Source organism: Chryseobacterium populi, assembly GCF_000282115.1.
Classification (GTDB): Bacteria; Bacteroidota; Bacteroidia; order Flavobacteriales; family Weeksellaceae; genus Chryseobacterium; species Chryseobacterium populi.
Window position 1 is genome coordinate 162,510 of sequence record NZ_AKJY01000014.1, and the last position, 17,747, is coordinate 180,256.

General features: G+C 36.7%; 19 protein-coding genes and 1 tRNA gene. 18 read left to right on the top strand and 2 right to left on the bottom strand.

Annotated features, from left to right (window positions below):
• Positions 1-67 precede the first annotated feature (67 nt).
• The 17 genes from PMI13_RS05145 to PMI13_RS05225 all read left to right on the top strand — a co-directional run bounded on the left by PMI13_RS05145 (position 68) and on the right by PMI13_RS05225 (position 15,418).
• A complete protein-coding gene (locus PMI13_RS05145) occupies positions 68-958 on the top strand; it encodes a ParB/RepB/Spo0J family partition protein (RefSeq protein WP_034669253.1) in 891 nt (296 codons plus the stop codon).
• Positions 959-1,597 (top strand): DUF5683 domain-containing protein, encoded by a 639-nt coding sequence (locus PMI13_RS05150; protein ID WP_007841360.1) that lies wholly within the window; start codon positions 959-961, stop codon positions 1,595-1,597.
• 75 nt (positions 1,598-1,672) lie between these two features.
• On the top strand, positions 1,673-2,374 hold the full coding sequence (dapB, locus tag PMI13_RS05155) for a 4-hydroxy-tetrahydrodipicolinate reductase (protein ID WP_007841362.1): 702 nt from the start codon (positions 1,673-1,675) through the stop codon (positions 2,372-2,374).
• A 126-nt stretch (positions 2,375-2,500) separates the two neighbouring features.
• Positions 2,501-4,156, top strand: a complete 1,656-nt coding sequence (gene lepB / locus PMI13_RS05160; protein WP_007841364.1) for a signal peptidase I — start codon at positions 2,501-2,503, stop codon at positions 4,154-4,156.
• Positions 4,157-4,212: 56 nt separating this feature from the next.
• On the top strand, positions 4,213-4,833 hold the full coding sequence (locus tag PMI13_RS05165) for a WbqC family protein (RefSeq protein ID WP_007841366.1): 621 nt from the start codon (positions 4,213-4,215) through the stop codon (positions 4,831-4,833).
• 4 nt (positions 4,834-4,837) lie between these two features.
• The gene (locus tag PMI13_RS05170) at positions 4,838-6,517 is read left to right on the top strand and encodes a S8 family serine peptidase (protein ID WP_007841368.1); all 1,680 of its coding nucleotides are present in this window, start codon (positions 4,838-4,840) and stop codon (positions 6,515-6,517) included.
• A 127-nt stretch (positions 6,518-6,644) separates the two neighbouring features.
• Positions 6,645-7,136 (top strand): lipocalin family protein, encoded by a 492-nt coding sequence (locus PMI13_RS05175; protein WP_007841375.1) that lies wholly within the window; start codon positions 6,645-6,647, stop codon positions 7,134-7,136.
• Positions 7,137-7,163: 27 nt separating this feature from the next.
• The gene (locus tag PMI13_RS05180; protein WP_007841376.1) at positions 7,164-7,853 is read left to right on the top strand and encodes an OmpA family protein; all 690 of its coding nucleotides are present in this window, start codon (positions 7,164-7,166) and stop codon (positions 7,851-7,853) included.
• A gap of 112 nt (positions 7,854-7,965) precedes the next feature.
• A complete protein-coding gene (locus PMI13_RS05185; protein ID WP_007841377.1) occupies positions 7,966-8,853 on the top strand; it encodes a decaprenyl-phosphate phosphoribosyltransferase in 888 nt (295 codons plus the stop codon).
• Positions 8,850-10,169, top strand: a complete 1,320-nt coding sequence (locus PMI13_RS05190; RefSeq protein WP_007841379.1) for an FAD-binding oxidoreductase — start codon at positions 8,850-8,852, stop codon at positions 10,167-10,169. The genes PMI13_RS05185 and PMI13_RS05190 overlap by 4 nt, the downstream gene beginning before the upstream one ends.
• The gene (locus PMI13_RS05195; protein ID WP_007841381.1) at positions 10,170-10,895 is read left to right on the top strand and encodes an SDR family NAD(P)-dependent oxidoreductase; all 726 of its coding nucleotides are present in this window, start codon (positions 10,170-10,172) and stop codon (positions 10,893-10,895) included. It begins immediately after the preceding gene.
• Between the two features lie 4 nt (positions 10,896-10,899).
• Positions 10,900-11,487, top strand: a complete 588-nt coding sequence (locus PMI13_RS05200; protein ID WP_007841383.1) for an HAD-IB family hydrolase — start codon at positions 10,900-10,902, stop codon at positions 11,485-11,487.
• Between the two features lie 23 nt (positions 11,488-11,510).
• Positions 11,511-11,978 carry a hypothetical protein gene (locus tag PMI13_RS05205; RefSeq protein WP_007841385.1) on the top strand — a complete coding sequence of 156 codons (468 nt, stop codon included), beginning with the start codon at positions 11,511-11,513 and terminating at the stop codon, positions 11,976-11,978.
• A gap of 1 nt (position 11,979) precedes the next feature.
• On the top strand, positions 11,980-13,152 hold the full coding sequence (locus PMI13_RS05210) for a cysteine desulfurase family protein (protein WP_007841386.1): 1,173 nt from the start codon (positions 11,980-11,982) through the stop codon (positions 13,150-13,152).
• An 84-nt stretch (positions 13,153-13,236) separates the two neighbouring features.
• A complete protein-coding gene (gene trxA, locus PMI13_RS05215; RefSeq protein ID WP_007841388.1) occupies positions 13,237-13,554 on the top strand; it encodes a thioredoxin in 318 nt (105 codons plus the stop codon).
• Positions 13,555-13,680: 126 nt separating this feature from the next.
• Positions 13,681-13,754 (top strand) — tRNA-Asp (locus PMI13_RS05220).
• 269 nt (positions 13,755-14,023) lie between these two features.
• On the top strand, positions 14,024-15,418 hold the full coding sequence (locus PMI13_RS05225) for a site-specific integrase (RefSeq protein WP_007841390.1): 1,395 nt from the start codon (positions 14,024-14,026) through the stop codon (positions 15,416-15,418).
• A 63-nt stretch (positions 15,419-15,481) separates the two neighbouring features.
• On the opposite strand, the gene PMI13_RS05230 is transcribed toward PMI13_RS05225, so the two are convergent.
• Together PMI13_RS05230 and PMI13_RS05235 are read right to left on the bottom strand one after the other, a co-directional pair.
• Positions 15,482-15,784: a hypothetical protein gene (locus tag PMI13_RS05230; protein WP_007841392.1), complete on the bottom strand. Its 303-nt coding sequence runs from the start codon at positions 15,782-15,784 to the stop codon at positions 15,482-15,484.
• Positions 15,771-16,055: a helix-turn-helix domain-containing protein gene (locus PMI13_RS05235; protein ID WP_007841394.1), complete on the bottom strand. Its 285-nt coding sequence runs from the start codon at positions 16,053-16,055 to the stop codon at positions 15,771-15,773. Before PMI13_RS05235 ends, PMI13_RS05230 begins: the two co-directional genes overlap by 14 nt.
• Positions 16,056-16,464: 409 nt before the next feature.
• On the opposite strand from PMI13_RS05235, the gene PMI13_RS05240 reads away from it, so the two are divergent.
• On the top strand, positions 16,465-17,649 hold the full coding sequence (locus PMI13_RS05240; protein ID WP_007841396.1) for a helix-turn-helix domain-containing protein: 1,185 nt from the start codon (positions 16,465-16,467) through the stop codon (positions 17,647-17,649).
• Positions 17,650-17,747 lie beyond the last annotated feature (98 nt).

Consider the following 17,747-nt stretch of genomic DNA (forward strand, 5'->3'; position numbering starts at 1 on the left):
TAATAAATAGTATTTATCAATTATCATCTATTGGTTATCTATCAGTCATCATTGAGCAATTATATTTATGAAGGACAAAAAAAGAGCTATGGGACGTGGTTTGGGAGCTATTTTAAGTGCTGAATCCAAAGCGACGATCAATTCTGCTACCGATGAAGGAGCAGATAAATTTGTTGGAAATATTGTAGAAGTAGCCATTGAAGATATTTATCCTAATCCGACCCAACCGAGAACTTATTTTGACGAAAAAGCATTAAACGAACTTGCACAGTCAATTAAAAACTTAGGTGTAATCCAACCGGTTACCCTGAGAAAAGACGGTGAAAAGTTTGAGATCATATCCGGGGAAAGACGTTTCAGAGCGAGTAAAATTGCAGGTTTAACATCTATTCCTGCCTATATTCGTTTAGTAAACGACCAGGAGCTGTTGGAAATGGCCCTTGTTGAAAATATTCAGAGGGAAGATCTTGATTCAATTGAAATTGCTTTGACCTATCAAAGACTTTTGGATGAGATCGGGATGACACAGGAAAACCTGAGCCAGAGAGTTGGAAAAGACAGAAGTACCATTACCAATTCTATCAGGTTATTGAGATTGAATCCCGATATTCAGAATGCAATCCGAAGCGGGGAAATTTCTGCAGGACACGGGAGAGCTATCATCAGTATGGAAAATGAGGAACTTCAGCAGATCTTATTTGAGCTGATTATTAAAGAGCAATTGAATGTTCGCCAGGCTGAACAGGCAGCTGCAGCTCTGAAAGCTCCGAAATCACCTGCCGCTAAAAGGGCAAAGGTTGAACTTTCAAATAATTATAAAAGAGCTCAGAAAACGATTTCTGATATTTTAGAGGTAAAAGTGGAGATTAAAACCTCCGGAAATGGTAAAAAAGGTAAAATTGTTCTTGACTTTAAAAATGAAGACGAGCTGGAATATATTTTATCCCATATTAAATAAATGAAGAAAATACTTTTCACTTTTTTCTTGTGTCTGTTTGCAATTACTTATTCACAAGTAAATCCTAATGATACTATTCGGGTAGAGCACCACCCGAAAGACAGTATCTCTGCAGAAAAACCGACAAAATCTGAAGCGAAAATCGTAGCAGATCTTGAAAAAGCCAACGGACCTACTGTAAAAACATTAAAACTGAATCCCACCAAAGCAGGTTTGTATTCTGCCGTATTACCGGGATTAGGGCAATACTATAATAAAAAATATTGGAAGATCCCTATCGTATGGGGAGCTGTAGGTGCCGGTGTCGGAATTGCCATGTGGAATGACAAACAGTATAAAAAATACAGAGAATACTATATTGCCAAGTTAAACGGTACTCCCAATGAATTTATAGACAGCCGTCCATGGCTTGATAAAGTAGCTTTGGGGAATGTACAGGACAGGGCAAAAAGACAACGAGACTACGCGATCGCCATTACAGGATTGATCTATATCCTCAATATTGTAGATGCCGTAGTAGATGCTCACCTTTATGAAAGCCGGCATGACCCGGATTTAACTTTCAGTCCTGCAGTGATCCAGGATGAATTTGGAACAGCACCTCCTAAAACGGGATTGAGCTTAAGTTACCGGTTTTAAAATAAAATAAATAGAATAATATCACATGAAACTTTAACAGTACATGTGGCAAATGCAAGACATAAAAAATATCGCATGAAAATAGCATTAGTTGGATACGGAAAAATGGGCAAGATCATTGATGAAATTGCAACGAAAAGAGGCCATGAAGTAGTAGCCCGCCTGAAAGAAACTCCAACTGCTGAAAACCTGAATAATCCTGATGTTGTTATCGAATTTTCATTACCTGAAGTAGCATTTGATAACATAAAAGCCTGTCTTGAAAATAAGATTCCCGTAATCTGCGGAACAACAGGCTGGCTGGAGAAAAAAGAGGAAGTGGAAAAAATGGCTGCTGACCATGGAACAGCATTCTTATATGGCTCAAACTTCAGCTTAGGGGTTAATTTATTTTTTGCGCTTAATGAAAAGTTAGCCGATCTGATGAAAAGTGTGGTAGAATATTCATGTCAGCTGGAAGAAATTCACCACATCCATAAAAAAGATGCACCAAGCGGTACTGCGATCTCTTTGGCAGAGGGCATCTTTAAACATAACCCTAAATTTGACGCATGGAAATTAGAAGAAACCCGGGAAAACCAGTTGGGTATTTTTGCGATCCGCGAAGATGAGGTTCCGGGAACCCATAGTGTGTTCTACAGAAGTGAAGTGGATGAAATTGAGATCAAGCACACTGCATTCAGCAGAAATGGATTTGCATTGGGCGCTGTATTCGCTGCAGAGTGGATTAAAGATAAAAAAGGGAATTTTACGATGAAAGACGTTTTAGGGCTTTAGTTGTTGTAACAAAACCCTTAAATTGTAAACAAATAGTAGAGATGAATAGCCACTTATTCAAAGCAGAATAACAATCATCAATCATCACTAATCATTTATATTATTTAGAATAGGCACAAAAAAACTATGAATTATTTTTTAACTTATACAGTATACGTTCTCATTTTATCAGTATTAATGGGGATTTCAACTTGGAAGCTGTTCAAAAAGTTGGGTTATAGCCCTTTATTTGCGTTCATTCCTTTCTACAATTATTTCATTATTTTAAAAGAAACAAAACATCCGAAATGGTGGGCGGTTTTATCATATTTACCAATTGTAGGACCAATCATGATGTCTGTTTTTCATCTCTATCTGATGAAAAAATTCGGAAAGAATCTTTTCAAGCATCAGTTGCTTACCGTGATTCTACCATTTATCTATATGGCAAGTGTTAACTATTCAAAAGATGTAGAGTTAGAAGATGAAAACGAATTATTCTTAACAGACGAAGAGAAAAGTGCAAAAAAGAAAGATACTTTTGCAGGCTCAATCACCTTCGCTGTAGTTTTTGCGACGATTATCCATGTTTTTGTAACACAGCCTTTCGGAATTCCTACAGGTTCAATGGAAAGAACATTACTCGTAGGAGACTTCCTTTTTGTAAATAAATGGAGCTACGGATACAGGTTACCGATGCGTCCTTTGGCAATACCTTTCTTACAGGGAACTATTTTTGATTCCGGAGAAAAAGGAAACCCAAAAGATGATCCGAAATCTTATGTAGACGGCGTGAAGTTGCCCTATTCAAGAATTTTACAGTTCAATAAGCCTCAGAAAAATGATGTGGTTGTTTTCAACTACCCTCAGGATTCCGTACATACGGCAATCGACAGAAAAGACCCTTACGTAAAAAGATGTGTTGCTGTTGCCGGTGATACCTTTGAAATGAGAGGCGGAAGGCTTTTTGTGAACGGAAAACCGGAAACTATTTTAGGAGACCAGGAAGTTCAGCATGCTTATACTGTAAATACAGGAGCACAATTAGATATTCAGGGATTGTATAACACTTATGGCTTTTTACCGGTCAGAGAAATGCAGTCGGATAAAGGTTTTGTTTATATGTTCCAGGGATTAACAGATAAAACTGCTGCGGAAATTAAAGCATTGCCCAATGTAATTGATATGCAGGAAAACATCTTTCCAAAAGATTCGGCAACCATTTCTTATAAACTGAATGCAGATAAAACGGCTTATACAAAAAGTGTTGATACCACCCAATCTATCTTCCCGATCAACAAGCCTTGGAACCAGGATTGGTACGGCCCGCTTAAAATTCCTAAAAAAGGAGATGTAGTAGCCATCAACCAGGAAACTTTACCGGAATATCAGTGGATTATTTCCAGGTATGAGCACAACAAGCTTGAAAATAAAAACGGGAAAATATTCATCAACGGAAAAGAAACCAGTCAGTATACCATTCAGCAGGATTATTATATGATGGTAGGGGACAACAGGGATGCTTCTCTGGATGCAAGGTTCTTTGGTTTTGTTCCTGAAGAGAATATCGTAGGAAAACCGATGTTTACCTGGATGAGTTTACAGGGAGCGTTCTCAGATGCCAGCTCATCTTATCAGGCTCCGTTCAAAGTCCGTTGGGACAGGATGTTTAAAGCAACCAATACCGGAGAAGCCAATAAAACATCGTACTGGTGGATTGCAGCAATGATTCTTATCTTATTCTTCGGATGGGAATATTTCATGAAACTATTCAGAAAGAAAAAAACAGAAGAAGATTTATAAATAAAATAAATTTGAAATAGAATGAAGTATTTGAAAAAATACTTCATTTTTGTATTATGAATATGAAGAATGTATTATTACCGGTATTTTATTTGCCGCCGGTTTCATGGTTTTCAGTTTTTTTAGACGCTGAAAATGAAATTGTATTTGAGCAGTCTGAACATTTTCCGAAGCAGACCTATAGAAACAGAGCTAATATTTATGGCGCGAATGGAAAGCTTTCCTTGATTATTCCTATTAATCATAACGGAAAAAGGGAGTTAAAAGATATTGAAATTTCTTACAGGGAAGACTGGAGGAACCTTCATTGGAAATCAATAAAAACTGCTTATCAGAGTTCTCCGTATTTTGAGTTTTATGAAGATAAATTCAGAAAAATATTTGATCTGAAAGAAAAATACCTGTTGGATTTTAATATCAAAAGCCTGGAAATTCTTCAGCAGATTCTTAAAACGGAAAAGGCATACTCTTTGAATGAAGAATATATCAAAAATCCTGAGGAAATCAATTTCAGAGAAAAATTTTCAGCGAAATTACCTTCCGAATTTGATATGGAAGAATATTATCAGACTTTCACAGATAAGCTGGGATTTTTTAAAGATTTATCGATTCTGGACTTAATTTGTAACAAAGGTCCGGAATCTTTGACCTATATAAAAAATATTAAACAATCATAATAGCATGAAAAAGGTATTGTTAGCTGCTGTTTTTTTAGCAGGCTTTAATTCTGTTTTTGCACAGGAGGCACAAGCAAAAAGCGTTGATCCTAAAGAGGATAAAGATCTGATGACTTGGTATCATAAAGATTTTGGTACGACGAAAGTATACGGTATAAATACGGAAAATGCATATAAATTTTTAGAGTCCAAAGGTCTTAAGCCGGCTACAGTGGTAGTGGGAGTTTTAGATAGCGGTGTTCAGGTTGATCACCCGGGATTAGTTAAAAATGTATGGAGTAACCCTAACGAAGTTCCGGATAATGGTAAAGATGATGACGGAAACGGATACATCGATGATATCCACGGATGGAATTTCATCGGAGGTAAAAACGGAGATATTGATATCGACAATATGGAAGTAACCAGGGTGGTTGTCAAATACAAGCCGATGTTTGAAGGTGATGATTCTGCTAAAAACAAAGCAAATCAGACTAAAATGCCGGAAGAATTTGCAATGTATATGAAAGCTAAAGAGATTTTTACAAAGAAAAGTGTTGAATCAAGACAAAGCTTCCAGATGTACACGATGATCAACGATGCCATTCCCACTATGGTAAAATTGCTTAATGGAAAACCTGTTACCCCTGAAAATGTAGCGGCAATAAAGCCGGCTGAACAAAAAGAGGCAATGGCTGCCCAGGTTTTAACACAGGTTTCTCAAAGTCCTGAATTTAAAGGGAAATCATCTGCAGAATTTGAAAAAGCAATGAAAGACCAGATGAAAGAAGCTCTTGATTATTTCGGTCCTCAGGCTAAGCAATATGACTTGACTTACGATCCGAGAAAAGAAATCGTAGGAGATAACTATGATGATTATTCTGAGAAAAAATACGGAAACAATCACTATGAAGGGCCTGATGCTGAACACGGAACTCACGTGGCAGGTATTATTGCCGGATCACCGCAAGGAAAAGAAATACAATATGGGGTAGCTTCAAAAGTAGCTAAAATCATGTCAGTAAGAACCGTGCCTAACGGTGATGAAAGAGATAAAGATGTAGCCAATGCCATCAGGTATGCTGTAGACAATGGAGCCAAAATTTTGAACATGAGCTTTGGAAAACCGGTGTCTCCGGGTAAAACTGTAGTTTGGGATGCTTTCAAATATGCTCAGGATAAAGGAGTTCTTCTGGTAAAAGCAGCAGGAAATGAGAATGAAGATGTTGCAGAACACCTTGCATATCCTACCAACTTCAAAAACGTTACAGATGAAAAACCTTTTGTAAATAATGTGATTGTAGTAGGAGCAAGTACCAATAAAAATAATGCATTAAGGGCTGATTTTTCCAACTTCAACAAGAAAATGGTAAATGTTTTCGCACCAGGTGAGGAAATCTACTCTACAGTTCCGAAAAATGAATATAAATATTTGCAGGGAACTTCAATGGCTTCTCCGGTTGTAGCAGGAGCAGCAGCTGTTTTACTGGCTTATATGCCAGGTTTAAAGCCTGATCAGATCATTGAAGCACTGGTTAAATCCAGCAATCCTAATACTGAAAATCAATTTGCAGACTTTTCACAGGCGGGAGGAGTCATAGATCTTGAAAAAGCAGCAGAATATGCATATACCAATTTCTATAATGGTAAATCTTCAGCAGTGAAAAAGGCTACGAAATCTGTAAAAAAGGCAGCTAAAAAATAGTATATCTTTCTGTCTTTTAATATAAAACATGTAAAGTCCGAAAAATTCGGACTTTTTTTATTTTTATTTTTCAATTTTGGCACGGTTTTTTGTAACTTTATTACTAATTTTAATAATAAACATCAAAATGAAAAAGTTACTACTTGCAGGATTGTTGGGAACATCACTTTTTGCAGTGTCTTGTTCCTCCGTGAATAAAGCGGCAACGTCACAAAACCAGAGATCTGAGTTTTTGAAATTAAAAGGAGATTGGGAAATCGTAAGCATTGATTACGATAAGCAATACAAAATCAAACCTTTTGATGAAGGAGCAGATGCACAGTGTTTTGTAGGAAGTCATTGGAGACTGATTCCAAATAATTATACAGGTGCATACACCTTAAACGGAGGCGGATCTTGTCCGAGTGTGTCTCAGCCGATCAAATTTGAAATAAAAGACGGAAGCAGCTTTATGTTCAAAAAAATTGCTGCAGGTACAAAAGCAAAACAGAATACAGTAGGGTATTCACTGAATATCATTAACCAGACTACTGACCAGTTTTCACTGGAACAAAATGTTCCTTTCGACGGAAGTACAGTAAGAGTTGTTTACAACTTCGAAAGATCCGGAATGAAATAATTTACTAACTATTAAAGAATAAAAAAGATGAAATTTAATAAAACATATATCGGGGCTCTTTTCTTATCATCAGCATTGCTATTGACAAGTTGTGAAGCCGTTCAGAATTCAAATCACCAGCAAAGAGGTACTGCCGTAGGGGTAGCGTCAGGAGCTGTAATCGGAGGTATTTTAGGAAACAATGTTGGTAAAGGTAAAAATGCAGCTTTAGGAGCCGTATTAGGTGGTATTATTGGTGGTGTTGCCGGTAACGTTATCGGTAATAAAATGGATAAGCAGGCCAAAGAGATCAAAGAAACATTACCGGGTGCAGAAGTAGAAAGAGTGGGAGACGGTATCAAAATCACGATGAACGAAAGCATTGTAAACTTTGCGTTTGACTCTTCAGATTTAACATCTCCTGCTAAAACAAACTTAGATAAACTAGCTCAGGTTCTTGCCAATAATCCGGATACCAATATCAATATCTACGGTCACACAGATAGTAAAGGGGCAGATGATTACAATATGAGACTTTCCGAAAGAAGAGCTAACTCTGTGAAATCTTACTTATTATCTAAAGGTATCGCATCAAGCAGAATGTTTGCTTTAGGAGAAGGAGAAAGCCAGCCGGTTGCTACCAACGATACCGATGAAGGCAGAGCGAAAAACAGAAGAGTAGAGTTTGCTATTACCGCAAATGAAAAAATGATTAATGATGCTCAGAAAGGGCAGTAATTAATTTAACATATAAATATTTTCTTAAAAACCGCTCCGGCGGTTTTTTTTTGTATTTTTATGAAATGATATTTAAATTGAAAATCATTATTTTTGTATTGAAATAACATAAATGAAGAAATATTTAAAGCTACTACGCGTAGAACAATGGGTGAAGAACCTTTTTGTATTTGTCCCCCTCTTTTTTTCAGGCAACATTAAAAATGTAGATTTACTGACCAAAAGTATCTTTGCCTTCATTATTTTCTCTCTGGCTGCAAGTGTGGTGTATATCTTAAATGATTATAACGATATCGAAGCCGACAGACAACATCCTGAAAAGCGGAGAAGGCCTCTGGCAAGTGGAGTTATCTCCAAATCAAAAGCCATAGGAATTCTTATCGGATTAGTGATCATAGATATTGCTCTTATTCTTTTTGCCCGGTATTATTTCCATCAGGGCCTTTGGAAGTTTGCAACCATCATCGGCTTTTATTTTGTCATGAACCTTGCTTATACATTCAGGTTAAAACATGTTCCCATCATTGATATTTTCATTATAGCCATAGGTTTTGTCTTAAGAGTGCAGGCCGGAGGATATATCACAGGGATTCTTATTTCACAATGGGCAACCCTGCTTACTTTTGTTCTGGCATTGGTACTGGCTATCGGGAAAAGGAGAGGAGAGCTCATCAATGCCCAGGTTTCAGGAAAAACCAGACGGGCTTTGGATGGTTACAATGTACAGTTTGCAGATATTGCGCTTTCCATTTCAGTAACACTGGCTATCATCTGCTATCTGATGTTTACCTTATCACCTGAAGTACAGGCCAAATTTCACGCACGGGTTTTTTATACTGTAATATTTGTGGTATTTGCATTTTTAAGATACTTACAGCAGACCCTGGTTTACAACAGAACGGAGTCTCCCACTAAAATTGTGTATAGAGACCGATATATCCAGGTGACTCTGATATTATGGGTTGCTGCATTTTTAATTCAAATTTATTTTAAAAAATGAAGCCTAATTTTATACAGAAAGTGACCAACTGGGGAAATTTCCCCGTGGTGGAAAAAGAAATGAGATCAGAAGACAGCTTCAGTAAAATAAGGGAATTTATCCTTAATCATAATGAAGTTATTGCAAGGGGAAACGGAAGATGCTACGGAGATGCCTCATTAGGTGAAAATATATTTTCCACAAAAAAATTAAATAAGTTTATTAGTTTCGACCGTTTAAATGGGATTATAGAATGTGAATCCGGAGTATTGCTTTCTGAAGTTCTGGACATTTCTGTTCCGCAGGGATATTTTTTATATGTAACGCCCGGAACCAAATTTATTTCCATAGGTGGAGCCATTGCATCCGATGTTCATGGTAAAAATCATCATGCAGAAGGCTGTTTTTCAGAATATGTAATTGAGTTTACTCTGATGAATGAAAACGGGGAGATTATTAAATGTTCCCGTGAAGAAAATCCGGATAAATTCTGGGCTACTATCGGTGGTATGGGATTGACAGGAATCATCCTGACAGCGAAGTTCAAGCTTAAAAATATAGAAACCGCTTACATTCGCCAGGAAAGCATAAAAGCAGAGAATCTGGATGAAATTTTCAGGTTGTTTGAAGAAAGTGAAAGCTGGACCTATACTGTAGCGTGGATCGATTGTCTGCAAAAGGGAAAAAATATCGGAAGAAGTATTATGATGAGAGGAGAACATGCCTTTCAGCATGAGCTTCCGCAAAACCTGACAAAGAACCCGCTCAGGTTAAAGAAAAAGCTGCAGCCTACCGTTCCTTTTTATTTTCCGAATTTTATTCTGAATACTTTGACAGTAAAGGTTTTCAACCTGCTGTACTATAAAAAGCAGACTAAAAAAGAAGTGAAGAATTTTATTGATTATGAAACTTTCTTTTATCCGTTAGATGCCATTAATGAATGGAATAAAATCTACGGGAAATCCGGTTTTATCCAGTATCAGATGGTGATTCCGAAAGAAACCGGAAAAGAAGGAATGAAAAAAATCCTTGAAACCATTGCCAACAGTGGAAATGGTTCATTTCTTGCGGTCTTAAAGCTTTTTGGAAAGAATAATCCGTCTGCTTACAATTCATTCCCGTTGGAAGGCTACACATTGGCATTAGATTTTAAAGTCAATGCAAAGCTGAAAAAACTGGTAGAAGACTTAGATGCGATTGTTCAGGAATTCGGTGGAAGGATTTACCTTACCAAAGACAGTATGAGCAGATCATCCCTGACCAATTACCTTAAAAATATTCAAAATCCTAAATTTGTGTCTTTACAGCACAAAAGAATCCTAAATAATAATTCATAAATGATAGTTCTGGGAAGTACATCTGAAGTAGCGCAGGCCTTCGTTGAAAAAGCTCTGGAAGAAGGGGAAAAGTATGAAAAAATCTACCTTTTTACCTCCAGTAAAGAAACTACCGAAAGATTTGCAAGGCATATTGATGTGAAGTTTTTTCAACAATCCGAGGTGATCGAGCTGGATCTGATGAAAGAAATAGATTACAATACATTTGATACTGTCAGTTCAAATGTATTATTTTGTGCAACGGGATATTTGGGTGAAGGTACGGAAGAAGGTTTGTATGATCATAAGAATACAGAAAAGATCATTGATATTAATTATTCAAAGCTGGTTCCTGTAATGAATTATTTTGCCCTCAAATTTGAAAGCAGAAGATCGGGAACCATTATTGGCCTGTCATCGGTAGCCGGAGACAGAGGAAGGCAGAGCAATTTTATTTATGGAAGTGCAAAAGCAGCTTTCACGGCCTATTTAAGTGGCTTAAGAAATTATCTTTTCGACAAAAAAGTTCATGTGCTTACCGTAAAGCCTGGATTTATGGCAACAAAAATGACGGAAGGTTTACCGTTAAACCCAAAATTGACCGCAACTCCGAAACAGGCTGCTGCCTGCATTTACAAAGCCTACAAAAACGGGAAAAATGTGGCTTATGTATTACCTGTATGGGGAATTATTATGATGGTTATCAGGAATATTCCTGAATTTATATTTAAAAAATTAAAGCTTTAATAAAATGAAAAAATTGTATTGTTTTGATTTTGATGGTACAATCACCTATAAAGATACCATGTTTATGTATCTTAAATTTTACGATCCCATTAAATTCAGGATACAATTTTTAAAACATGTTCCTCTTTTTATTTTACTGAAACTGAAATTGGCTGAAACTGAAAAAGTAAAGAAAAGCTTTATAGGATCTATACTCAAAGGGCAGTCACAGGAAAAAATAGAAAAAAAGGCGCAACAGTTTTTTGATCACCATTACCCGAAAATTGTAAGAGAAAATGCTTTAGACTTTATCAATAATATAGATAGAAACAATACACAGAGCCTGCTGGTGACCGCTTCACTGGATATCTGGGTAAAACCTTTCGCCGAAGAACTGCAAATGCAGCTTGTTTCCACACGGGCAGAGTTTAAAAACGGGATTTTTACAGGAAATTTCATTGGTAAAAACTGTAACGGAAAAGAGAAACTGGAACGGATAAAAAAGGAAATTACCAACTCCAAATACGATAAAATAATAGCTTTTGGGGATACTTCCGGAGATAAGTATATGCTGAAATGGGCAAATGAAGGTCATTACCAATTTTTTCACTAATTTTGGGTGATAAAAATGTAAAAATGAATAAGCTGTTTGTTTTGCTTTTTGCAATCATCATGAGTTGTACATCCACACCCTCACAATCCTCCCGAAATGCCGGAAGTAGCGGTGATATTCTTGCGTCTGAACCTCAGGGAGGAACAGAGACAGCCGGATTTACCATAATAAAAGATGAAGCAGAGCTTCAAAAAATAATCAAAGGAAACTCCGGACTGATAGATTTGGGTAAAGATACACCACCTGTTAACTATCCTCCATTTCCAGAAAATAAAAAAGTAATTTTATATAATCTCGGAACGTTCAGATCCGGAAATCATGCAATCACTCAAATTAAAAGTCTTTCAGTAAAAGACAATGTGCTGTATGTAGAAGTTCCCCTGAAGGAATCCGGAGGAATGGAAATACAGGTAATATCACAGCCATGGCTGATCTTTACAGCTCCTTCAGACTATCAGTTCAATTCAGTAGAATTAAAATATTCAAAATAAAATGGATAAAGTATATTTAGATAATGCGGCAACAACACCTCTTTCAGAAGAAGTAATTGATGCAATGGTAGGTACCATGAAAATGAATTTCGGGAATCCTTCTTCCACACACAGCTTCGGGCAGGAAGCTAAAATTCTTATTGAAAATGTAAGAAGACAGGTTGCTGATTATCTTCACGTTACTCCTGCTGAAATTATTTTTACTTCTTGCGGAACAGAATCTAATAACATGATTATTAAATCCAGTGTAGAGCATCTTGGAGTAGAAAGAATCATCAGTTCTCCCCTGGAGCACAAATGTGTTTCCGAAAGTATCCTGGATATGAAAGCCAGAAAAGGAGTGGAAGTGGTTTATATACGTCCCAATGAAAAAGGGGATATTGACCTTAATAAACTTGAAGAGCTTTTAAAAGCTTCAGATAAAAAAACTTTGGTGAGCCTAATGCATGCCAATAATGAAATCGGAAATATTGTAGACATTAAGAAGATTGCAGAATTATGCAAAGCCCACAATGCTCTTTTCCATTCGGATACAGTGCAGACCATGGCCCATATGAATCTTGACTTTTCTGATATCCGTGTAGATTTCGCTTCCTGTAGTGCCCATAAATTCCATGGTCCGAAAGGAGTAGGTTTTGCTTTCATCAGAAAGTCTACAGGTCTGAAAGGGATTATTACCGGCGGACCTCAGGAAAGAAGCCTTAGAGCAGGAACCGAAAATGTGGCCGGGATTGTTGGTTTGGGGAAAGCATTGGAACTTTCTCTTGATCATATGGCAGATTATGCCCGTCATATACAGGAAATTAAAGACTATGCAATCGAAAGATTATCCGCAGAAATTTCTGGGATTAAGTTCAATGGAAGAAGTGCTGAGAAAGAAAGCCTTTATACGGTGTTAAGTGCTTTATTACCCTATAAAAACCCTTTGATAGGGTTGCAGCTTGATATGAAAGGAATTGCCATTTCTCAGGGAAGTGCATGCTCTTCGGGAGCTTCAAAACCTTCTATGGTCATGATGATGGTTTTATCTGAAGATGAAATGGATCACTGTACCCCATTACGTATTTCGTTCAGCCACATGACTGCTAAAGCAGATATTGATGCTTTAGTCAATGCGTTGAAGGAGATTTCGGCAGATTTCGTTATAGAAAAAACAAATGTTGAGCATAGATAGGCTTATTACTGAAAAGTAGTAATTTTGAACATTCAATTAAGGGTTGAAAATAAAAAGAATATTAATTAATAAAAAAAATAGAAAATGGCTTTAGAAATTACGGATAGCTCATTTCAGGACACGGTTTTAAAATCTGATAAACCTGTATTGGTAGACTTTTGGGCAGTATGGTGCGGACCTTGTAGAACATTAGGACCAATCATCGAAGAGGTTGCTTCAGATTTTGAAGGAAAAGCTTTGGTAGGAAAAGTTGACGTAGACAACAACCAGGAGATTTCTATGCAGTATGGAATCAGAAATATCCCTACTGTTCTTATTTTCAAGAATGGGGAAGTGGTTGACAAATTAGTTGGTGTAGCTCCAAAAGAAGTGATTGCTGAGAAATTAAGCGCTCACTTATAAAAAAATAAGTTTGATAATGAATGCCTTCCAGCTTTGGGAGGCATTTTTTTAGAAAATAATTTGCAGGGAATTAAAAAAGGTGTAATTTTGCAAACACAAAAAAGAAACGAGTTCTTTAACAAATTTGATCCGGTAGTTCAGTTGGTTAGAATGCCGCCCTGTCACGGCGGAGGTCGCGGGTTCGAGTCCCGTCCGGATCGCAAACAAGCATTAGACTAACTCTATTACATGCTTTAAAAGCTTTAAAGTCTGCAATTTTTTAAAATTGCAGACTTTTTCTTTTTACGGCAGATTGCTATTTTTTACAATAATGCTCATAATCTTCTGGCAATTTCGTGGCAATTAAAAAAAACTAAAAAAAAATGCCATAGAATTGATTTAAGTATCTGATTTTCAACATGTAAAACGCCTATACGACTTGCGTCGGGATGACTTTAGTTCGACATTTATTAATTAAAAATCTAAAACAATGTTAGAACAAAGTTATGGACTTACTTTTTTTTTAAAGAGTCCACAAAAGAAATCAATTCGAAACAGGTATGTTTATATGAGAGTAACCGTTGATGGTATTCCAAGAGAAACATCAACAAAACGAAAATGGGATGTCCACAGATGGGATCAGAATTTTGAAAGGGCAACAGGTACGAAAGAAGATGCGAGAGCCCTTAATTATTTTTTAGACTCATTAGTCAACAGAATCAATATTTATAAGACTGAACTAATCAATTTAGACCGGACCATTACGGCTTCCAATATTATAGGTTTTATAAAGGGAGAAACTTTATCTAAAAATAAAGTAATTGAGGAGTTTCAAAAGCATAACGAAGAGATGTATGCATTGATTCCCGATGAATATGCGATTGGAACGTACAAACGTTTTGTGATTGCGCTGTCTCATGTGCGGGAGTTTATTCATTACAAGTTTAATAAAGATGATCTTGAATTTCGTGAACTCAACTACGAGTTTGTTAAGGACTATGAATTCTTCCTAAAGACCGTTAAGAAATGTGCAAATAATACGGCACTAAAATATATCACACAATTCAAAAAAATTGTTCTTGGTGCGGTAGCAAAAGAAATTATTCCTAAAGACCCCTTTGCGCTGTTCAAGGGTAAAAAAACAAAGCAAAAAAAACAGCCGTTATCCCGAGGTGAACTTGATCGTTTAGAAAATAAGCAATTCTCAACCGATCGGCTTTCTGTGGTACGAGATATATTTGTGTTTCAATGTTACACAGGTCTGGCTTACATTGATGTATACCAATTGAAAAAGGAAGATATAAAAGATGGCTTAGATGGTAAGCCCTGGATTATGAGCAGTAGGCAAAAAACTCAAAAATCTGGATCGAATATAGACGTACCACTATTACCTAAAGCACTGGAAATTATTGATAAATATAAGGATAGCCCTATCTGCGCTTCAAGGGGCAGTGTTTTGCCCGTGAAATCCAACCAGAAAATGAACGAGTACCTTAAAGAGATTGGAGTCTTGTGTGGCATCACCAGCTCTCTTAATACACATAAGGCCAGACGTACGTTTGCCAGTACTGTAACCTTAAGTAATGGAGTTTCCATTAACGTAGTAAAAGAAATGTTGGGACACCACTCTATAAAACAAACTGAGGAATACGCGATTACAGAGTTGGAAACTGTGAGTAAGGAAATGAAAGAATTACGTCAAAAGTTGACTGGTGATACCAAAACGGAAAACCCTGAGAGTATCGAAAGACAATTGCAGAATCTTGAGAATGACTTGAACGAATTGAAAAGCAAAAAGCTATATGTAGGTCCAGATGGCGTTTTATCTAAAATCGCTAAACTGCAAGAATCAATCAATGAATTGAAAGAGCAAATGGGTGGATGATTGTAAGTAACTGAATTGAAATGAAAGGTGGCTTTGATCGGATATCAAAGCCACCTTTTTTTGCTATAAAAATGTAAGTGTTAGAAATTCAACCGTGCTGCGGTAACCGGGATGATAGGAAGGTGTATATTTTACATAACCCATATCCTGTATCTGCTTAAAATATTTATGATAAGTCATGAGGTTATTAATATGTGATACCGCCATCAGCCTACTCCTGCTTACGTGTATTACTTTGGTTTCGTTCTGGATGTACGCAATTTGTGCTAACCCCGCGAGCAGTGCCAGATGCCACACATTCAATCTATGATCGGAAGAAACCTCCTTCAAAAAATTGAGCCAAAGGTTTTCATTATTTCTTGTCATCGCCAAAAAGTTTCATTATATCAGTTCTGTTGTAGTAGTATGATCCCATTACTTTTCTGTAACGGACTTTTCCCGAAATCCTCAGATTTTGTACCGATGCTGGTGAAATGTTTAAAAGGGCACGGATCGATTTGCTTCTCAGCCATTCGGCTTCTTTTTCCAGTTGATTATTCTGCCCACCTTTAGCTGAATGTTGATCTAATAGCACTCCAATATCATTTAGCAATTGCATTCTAAATTGTCGTAAATCGTCTTTTGTAATTTGTTCCATTTCTTTTTGTATTTAATGAAATAAAAGTAGAAGTAAGAAAGGAACGAAATTGTATTTGTCCTTCTTTGTCCGGGAAAGGACGTGCTTGACGCTGGATTAAATCTAGGCTACTATAGAACTGTACAAAACCATTAGTTTTTTACGAAGATTGTTTTTTACCTTAGGCTTCCATGTGGAATTTTTTTATTATTTCTCATGCCAATGCATCTCGGGCGTATTATTCTTTGTATGATTGGCGTACAGGGAAATAAATACTGTCACTGTTTTTAGGAATAGTATGTTATATAATTAAGAGTGTAGTATTGATTGTCAGTTAATTTATTAGTATTTTTGAAATATGGCTTAGATTATATATTCCGAGCCCAGTGTGTTCTTCGCTAAAGAAATAATTTAAAGAGTCATATAGATAATGATTAGCGAAATTGGCGTTTTTGATATAGTCATTATTGTGGGGGCCATCCAGGGAGCAGTGGGGGCGGGTATTGTTGGAACTTATCCTTCCAACTCTCCTGATAAGAAATTATTGTCTGCTATATTAATTGCCCTGTCATTGTTAAATTTCAAAATCATAATACCTATTATTGGTTTCAAAGAACATCCTGCATTGCAATATTTTCCGTTGGCAATAGATACACTGATTCAACCTCTGATTTATTTATACACCTGTTCATTGACTGAAAAGAATTTTGCATTTAACGAAAGGAAACTATGGTATTTTTTGCCCGTGGTTTTATTCCAGTTCCATGCTATTGTAGTATATGTAATGACTGTTATGGAGATTGATTTTCATATAAAGTATGTCATTGCAGAGCGGTACTTGTTCTATAATACCGTTAAATTGATTGAAGATATTGCGGCGCTTTTTTCTGCAGCAATTTATTGGTATCTGAGTTTCAAAAAAACAGCCAGTTATCGTGAATGGCTGTTTATGAGCCAATCTTCCACCCAATATTCCGAACTGACCTGGCTCAGAAACCTTCTTATTGGTACAGGTATATTGGGCGCCGTATTGTTTTTATCTTCAGTGCCAGTAACTTTACTGGGGCTTGCTGACTCTTTTGCTTATGTCAAAGTTTTTTATAGCTATCTTACTATTCTTATATACTTTCTCACCTTTCGGGGGTATCAGATGCTATTGATTTCTGATGTACAGGTGTTACCACTATCTGGAGGAACTTCTTCGAACCATATAGCGGTCATTGATTACTCTGATGCCGCTGAAGAAATATCCGGTTTCGACGAGGATTTTTCGCTGATTCAATCTGCACTAATGGAGATCATGGAAAAGCAGCAACTCTTTATGGAACCGGAACTAAGCTTAAAGGAAATATCAAAAATAATTGGTTTCCCGGCTGGGCAGGTTTCTGCGGCTATCAATGCCGGATTTGGTAAAAATTTTCGCACCTGGGTGAACAGTTACCGGGTAGAAGAGGTAAAAAAGAGACTCGATGATCCCCGGTACAAGCATCTCAATCTTACTGGTATTGCTTTTGATTGCGGGTTTAATTCGGAAGCTAGTTTTTACCGGATCTTTAGACAATATACAGGCTATTCTCCTAAATCTTTTATGCAGTCAATACAACAAGGGGATTAAAAGTTCGCTCAAAACATGTTTTGAGTGGGTTGACCTTTCGAGGTATTGTTTATTTGCACCAAACATTTACCATGACATCAACATCAAAATTATTCATG

Bases quoted from the DNA above. Each gene is read 5' to 3' on its own strand.
- PMI13_RS05145 (WP_034669253.1), top strand. From the start codon at position 68: ATGAAGGACAAAAAAAGAGCTATGGGACGTGGTTTGGGAGCTATTTTA.
- PMI13_RS05150 (WP_007841360.1), top strand. From the start codon at position 959: ATGAAGAAAATACTTTTCACTTTTTTCTTGTGTCTGTTTGCAATTACT.
- dapB (WP_007841362.1), top strand. From the start codon at position 1,673: ATGAAAATAGCATTAGTTGGATACGGAAAAATGGGCAAGATCATTGAT.
- lepB (WP_007841364.1), top strand. From the start codon at position 2,501: ATGAATTATTTTTTAACTTATACAGTATACGTTCTCATTTTATCAGTA.
- PMI13_RS05165 (WP_007841366.1), top strand. From the start codon at position 4,213: ATGAATATGAAGAATGTATTATTACCGGTATTTTATTTGCCGCCGGTT.
- PMI13_RS05170 (WP_007841368.1), top strand. From the start codon at position 4,838: ATGAAAAAGGTATTGTTAGCTGCTGTTTTTTTAGCAGGCTTTAATTCT.
- PMI13_RS05175 (WP_007841375.1), top strand. From the start codon at position 6,645: ATGAAAAAGTTACTACTTGCAGGATTGTTGGGAACATCACTTTTTGCA.
- PMI13_RS05180 (WP_007841376.1), top strand. From the start codon at position 7,164: ATGAAATTTAATAAAACATATATCGGGGCTCTTTTCTTATCATCAGCA.
- PMI13_RS05185 (WP_007841377.1), top strand. From the start codon at position 7,966: ATGAAGAAATATTTAAAGCTACTACGCGTAGAACAATGGGTGAAGAAC.
- PMI13_RS05190 (WP_007841379.1), top strand. From the start codon at position 8,850: ATGAAGCCTAATTTTATACAGAAAGTGACCAACTGGGGAAATTTCCCC.
- PMI13_RS05195 (WP_007841381.1), top strand. From the start codon at position 10,170: ATGATAGTTCTGGGAAGTACATCTGAAGTAGCGCAGGCCTTCGTTGAA.
- PMI13_RS05200 (WP_007841383.1), top strand. From the start codon at position 10,900: ATGAAAAAATTGTATTGTTTTGATTTTGATGGTACAATCACCTATAAA.
- PMI13_RS05205 (WP_007841385.1), top strand. From the start codon at position 11,511: ATGAATAAGCTGTTTGTTTTGCTTTTTGCAATCATCATGAGTTGTACA.
- PMI13_RS05210 (WP_007841386.1), top strand. From the start codon at position 11,980: ATGGATAAAGTATATTTAGATAATGCGGCAACAACACCTCTTTCAGAA.
- trxA (WP_007841388.1), top strand. From the start codon at position 13,237: ATGGCTTTAGAAATTACGGATAGCTCATTTCAGGACACGGTTTTAAAA.
- PMI13_RS05225 (WP_007841390.1), top strand. From the start codon at position 14,024: ATGTTAGAACAAAGTTATGGACTTACTTTTTTTTTAAAGAGTCCACAA.
- PMI13_RS05230 (WP_007841392.1), bottom strand. From the start codon at position 15,784: ATGACAAGAAATAATGAAAACCTTTGGCTCAATTTTTTGAAGGAGGTT.
- PMI13_RS05235 (WP_007841394.1), bottom strand. From the start codon at position 16,055: ATGGAACAAATTACAAAAGACGATTTACGACAATTTAGAATGCAATTG.
- PMI13_RS05240 (WP_007841396.1), top strand. From the start codon at position 16,465: ATGATTAGCGAAATTGGCGTTTTTGATATAGTCATTATTGTGGGGGCC.